The organism is Micromonospora sp. CPCC 206060 (assembly GCF_036906895.1).
Taxonomy (GTDB): Bacteria; Actinomycetota; Actinomycetes; order Mycobacteriales; family Micromonosporaceae; genus Micromonospora.
Window position 1 is genome coordinate 1 of record NZ_JBAKHU010000146.1, and the last position, 4892, is coordinate 4892.

Genomic DNA, 4892 nt, shown 5'->3' on the forward strand with positions numbered 1-4892 from the left:
CACCGAACTCGTCGCCGGCTGTCCCTGGCTACCCACCGGCGCAGCGACCACCTGACCAGTCACGGACGAACCACCTGAAACGACCACTACGCACAGTTGCAGACCGTTACTCGGAAACCTTCACTGAGCCATGAGTGAGTGGCATGCCTGGCGGCAAGGCGACAAGGTTTTGTTTGACTCTCTCGAGCATCGCAAGGACTTACACGTCTACATGGACCCGGTAGTTGCAGGGGAGGGAAAAGCGTGAATATTCGTAGTCTCAGAAAGGGTGGCGTTCTCGTTGCCGGCCGCACCGTGCCCGCATTGGAGACAGGCGCGATTCAAGTGCTATGGGTCGACCGCCGATCCCTGCAAGTTCTGATCCTGTCCTGTCCAAAGTCGTACCATCACAGGTGAGGATGGTGGGGTGGGTCGCCGGCCCGGTCTAGGGGCCCTCTGGCCAAAAGTCCTCGGCTAGAGCGGCTTCGCGCAGTTCTTTACGCCGCCCGCCAGCGACGAGGAGTTCCGTGACGACCAGGCTGACACTGACAGCCGCCAGCAGGCCGAGCGCTACCACCGCCGAAAGCTGGCCGGCGGCCGGATGAGCGCCACCAGCAGTGCTGCGGTAATCAGTCGCGGCCAGATGACCCGTCTGAGCAGGCGTGTGATCCGCAGTTGGAAGCCGACGTGGGAGAGCAGGAACAGGGCTGCTCCACCGTAGAGGGCGTGGAGGCCCAGGCTCTCCAGTTGCGCGGGCGAATGGTGCAGTTCGTTGTCTTTGATGATCGTCACCACTTTGTGCAGTCCGAGGGCGAGCAGCATGATGCCGGCGATCATCGGCAGGTGCAGATAGCTGTAGGCGTCGCGGGCGTAGGCAACCCGGCGCTGGACGGGGTTCTGGATCAGCGTCCGCTCGGCGGCGATCGCGACGGCGTCGAAATAGGTCCAGCCCAATGCGGCGGCGGTGACGACGGCGAAGACGAGGGCCGCGATGAGCGATCCAGTCATCGGCACGCTGCTGCTGGTCAGGCCAACCGCTATGAGCGACTCGCCAAGGGCGACGAGCATGATGAGGCCATGCCGCTCCGCCCAGTGCCGGGCCGAGATGATGTGCCACCCCCACGACCGCATCACCAAGGCGCGGCCATAGTCGATGATGATGGCAATCATCCAGAGCCCGGTCTGGCTCGCCTTGACCAGCCACGGGTCGTGGAACAGTCGCTGCGGCACGACGGCGGCGGAAAACAGAAGGACGGAGGCGACAAACAGTGGCGCGGCGATCAGCAGGACGATGCGCGGCTCCGTGTCTGGAATGGCGTACCAGCGCAGCGCCAGATCCACCAGCCGAACGACCACGAAGCACGCGACGAACACCACCGGGCCCGAGACAGCCGCGCCCCGGAGGTCGGTGAATGCCTGCCGGACCGCTACCGCCATCACAAGGGTGACCACCGTCACAAACAGCAGCGCGATCCGGATCAGCCCGACCCGAGCTTGGAGGCTGTTGCCCAACCAGGCATAGATGGACCACGTCGACCACAACAAGGCCAGCGCAAGCATCCCGTTCAGCACGCCGTGACTGGTGAAGTCGTCTTCCATCAACGCAACGACCTGGATGAACGCGAGGACGAACACCAGATCGAAGAAGAGCTCCACGCTGGTTACGCCGACGCCCTCGCGTAGCGGTCGAACGCCGCGCGGCGTTCGTGCTGACCTGCCATCGGACGCCCCGCCCCCCACCGGACAAAGTGTGCCAGCCGGCCACACCGAAGATGCCCGAATCACTGATCGCGGCCGACGTCGTCGCCGAGATCCGACGCCTGGACCGGCGCATCAACGCGGCCGGTGGCGCGATCGAAGCTGCCGTCGCCTCTTCCGGCAGCACCCTGACTCGTACGCGCGATGCGCCCGGAGCTGCCCGCAAGCTAACGATCAGCCGGCGGAGGTAAGTGGGCGTCCGAAGATCATCGGGCACAGATCCGGCACAGTCGACACCGAGAACGTATGCGAAAGGTCGGGCGACTGCCGCACCGCTTCGCGGCTTGCCAACGGGTACCAAAGTCCGGGCGGGAGTGCCGCCGCCCCTGCGCGGCCAACTCGGCGCGCACCCGAGGTGCGCCGTAGGTGCCGGCCGAGACGGCGTGGATGTCGACGGTCTGTGCGGTCAGGTCAGCGTCGTCACGCTCACGCCGCGACAAGCCGGCGGTGCGGTGCTGGTAGTAGGCGGACCGGGAGACCTCCAACAGCTCACAGGAATGCTTCACGTTCCCGTCCTGCCGTGCTTTCTCCGCCTCGATGAACGGGTACACGTTCACCGGGTCTCCTTCGGGAAGAAAGCCGTGGCCCGTTTGAGGATGTCGACGTCCTCGCGCAACCGGCGATTCTCCCGCCGCAGCCGCGCCAACTCTTCCCGCTCATCGCTGGTCAACCCGTCCGTACGGGTGCCGGCGTCGAGGTCGGCCTAATTGACCCACTCCCGCACTGCGGTCTCGGTCAGATCGAAGTCCCTCGCGACCTGCACGATCGTCCGGTCACCGCGCCGGCACACCTCGACGATCTCCGCCTTGAACTCCGGCGTGAACGCCCGACGCGGCCGGCGTGGCTTCTTACCCATGCCTTCCATGATGAACATCCTCCGGAGGAGCACACAGCCCCTCTGAACTGGGATGTCCGTCAAACCGGGTCAAGCCCAGACGGAGCCGAACTGGCGGTGTGTGGATGACCTGCTGTGACAGGCCATCCGCACCACCCCAAGGTCGTCCTCGTTCGTGTGCCCCGTTAGGGAGCCGGTGCTCCCTGGTCCCTTCTACCGGTTGGGCCGCGGTTGGCCTGCTCCCTGGCTTGGTTCACTGGCTCCCCGGGTGCGGGCGTGGGCGGCGAGTTCCCGGAAGAACACCGGTGGTGGTACGACCTTGCCCTCGCTTCCGATCGGTGAGGGCGCCAGCGGTATGAGCAGGTCGGTGGTGGGTGAGTGCAGCCACAGGGCCATCAGGTACAGCGCGGGGATCCGTAGCAGCCGTAATTCGAAACGGGCTGTCGCGAGCTGCGGCAGCGCCCGTGCGGCCTTCACCGCGGTCGCGGTGGCTCCCACGTAGGGGCCTTCGTTGAACGTTGGTGGACGAGCGCCTTCCGGTGTTTCCGCAGTCTCGGCACTGGCGATGACCTCGCCGCCGGACTCAAGCAGGAAGCGCCAGCCCCCCGGGCGTGCCCGCTCCAGGCCGCCACCGGCCTCGACATCGTCTAGTCCCATGGTGAACACCTGGTGTGGGGTGGACACCTCCACGTTCTCGGGGGCGGCCGCGCCCAGCGCAGGCAGGCCCATGCCTCGAACTCCAGCGACGCGGCCGAGCTTGGCGCGTGTTTCTTCCCGCATCCGCCCCGGCGGCTCAGGCATGTTCAACGGCATTGCGAACCTCCTTAGGGCTGAGATTTCATGGAAGCGGTCCAAGTGCCGTTGGTTTTGTACTCGTCCCGCAGTTCCTCGTACGGGATGATGTACGTGCCGTCCCACGGGTCATGCACCCAGACATCTGTCACGGTGCCATCGGCGAGGTGACTATACCCGAAGATGTTTACTATGTGGCCGCCACCGCCTGCCCACGCTATATTCAGGAGAATCGGCCGGTTGTCTGCCACCTCTTGTGCGATCTCTTGCTTCGACAGCACTCCGAGCCTCGGGCCATCGGCCTTATGCCCGACTGTTTGCAGTGGCCCTTCATCCGGCCACCCGCCCTCGTCGCAGTTCCAAGGCCCCCCATTAGGTCCGCAGCAATCGAACTTTGGCTGGCCAGGGTTCTGCGTGAACCACCCACTGTACCTATCGTTGAGCACCGCGGTGGCCAATTTACACTGAGTCCAGTCGGTCATCTTGTCGTAGTGATGGGTGATGCTGACGGTAGTCGCATTCCAGCACCACATGCTTTTCTGCTGCGATTGGCCCACGTAGCCAGCGAGTGCCCGGAATTGGGTCATCCGATGTCCTTTCGCTATGCCGGTCGGCACCGACGACGCACCCCAGGTGACGGAACCCGAAGTATGGCACAGGAGGCGCAGGCACTCAATATCGTCATTCGATAGCCGTCGGATGGGTGCTTTGCTCCGGTTCGCTGGATATGCACATTTCACTTGTGGATATTATTGGTGCAATTGCTGCTGCCCGGGGCGAACATTGAGCCTTGCCGGGTAACGGGTCGTGGTGTTGGGTGATCAGGTGGTTCGTTCGCGATCGATGTGAAGGATGACCAGGGCTGCCGCGACGATGTCACCGATCTTCCAGGGGCAGAGGCTGATGTTGCGTAGCGCCCGGAAGGTGGTCTTGAGCAGGCTGTTCGCCGGGCCGAGAAGTGAGTCCCGAGCATCGCGAGGGGCGTTGACTCTCAGTGATCCCGCTCCGGGCATCACCGGGGTTGTTCAAACTTCCTATCTGTCAAGGCGGCCCTGAACGGGCCGCACGCGCTGCCGCCAGGGCGCGCGCCGGCCGCTGCCGCTGTCGCTTTGCGGCCGTCACGCCAGACGCCCGGCGGCTGGCGCGGAAAGCGGCAAGCCCGGAGAGCCGCCGCAGAACAACAGGCCGTTTTGGTGAGGAGTTGGTGGGCCGGCAGCCGGCCGGGGCGCGGCGACCGTCGCACCGCCGCACGGTAGGGCGGGTCACCACCGCCTCGTCGCGACGGACGGCGTCAACCCTCGCTTGACGGAAGGCCTGCCAGTCGCGCAGGTCGGACCGCCACAGAGTCGATCTACAGAGATAAAGTCGGCGGGCATGCGACGACGTTCGAAGGTTCGGCTGTCGGTGGGTGCCGGTGCAGCGGCGAAGGTCAGGGCGTTCGGATGCAGTCTGCCTTTCATCGTTAGTGACTGGTCAGGTGCTCGTCGGCGGGTCGGCTTGACCTGGGTCGTTCGGGTTGGATCATGGT

The 4892-nt window shown here is 64.9% G+C and carries 5 protein-coding genes and 1 pseudogene; all 6 read right to left on the bottom strand.

From position 1 onward, the window contains the following. Positions 1-549: 549 nt before the first annotated feature. Positions 550-1635: a low temperature requirement protein A gene (locus V6U90_RS32380; protein ID WP_334444820.1), complete on the bottom strand. Its 1086-nt coding sequence runs from the start codon at positions 1633-1635 to the stop codon at positions 550-552. A 308-nt stretch (positions 1636-1943) separates the two neighbouring features. Beyond that, positions 1944-2294, bottom strand: a complete 351-nt coding sequence (locus tag V6U90_RS32385; RefSeq protein ID WP_334444822.1) for a hypothetical protein — start codon at positions 2292-2294, stop codon at positions 1944-1946. A gap of 146 nt (positions 2295-2440) precedes the next feature. Next, entirely contained in the window at positions 2441-2593 is a 153-nt protein-coding gene (locus V6U90_RS32390; RefSeq protein ID WP_334444824.1) for a transposase, read from the bottom strand. 192 nt (positions 2594-2785) lie between these two features. Further along, positions 2786-3385 carry a hypothetical protein gene (locus tag V6U90_RS32395; RefSeq protein ID WP_334444827.1) on the bottom strand — a complete coding sequence of 200 codons (600 nt, stop codon included), beginning with the start codon at positions 3383-3385 and terminating at the stop codon, positions 2786-2788. An 11-nt stretch (positions 3386-3396) separates the two neighbouring features. Next, positions 3397-3951: a papain-like cysteine protease family protein gene (locus V6U90_RS32400; protein WP_334444829.1), complete on the bottom strand. Its 555-nt coding sequence runs from the start codon at positions 3949-3951 to the stop codon at positions 3397-3399. A gap of 234 nt (positions 3952-4185) precedes the next feature. Further along, positions 4186-4311 (bottom strand): annotated as a pseudogene (locus V6U90_RS32405) (IS5/IS1182 family transposase); the annotation flags it as partial. Positions 4312-4892 lie beyond the last annotated feature (581 nt).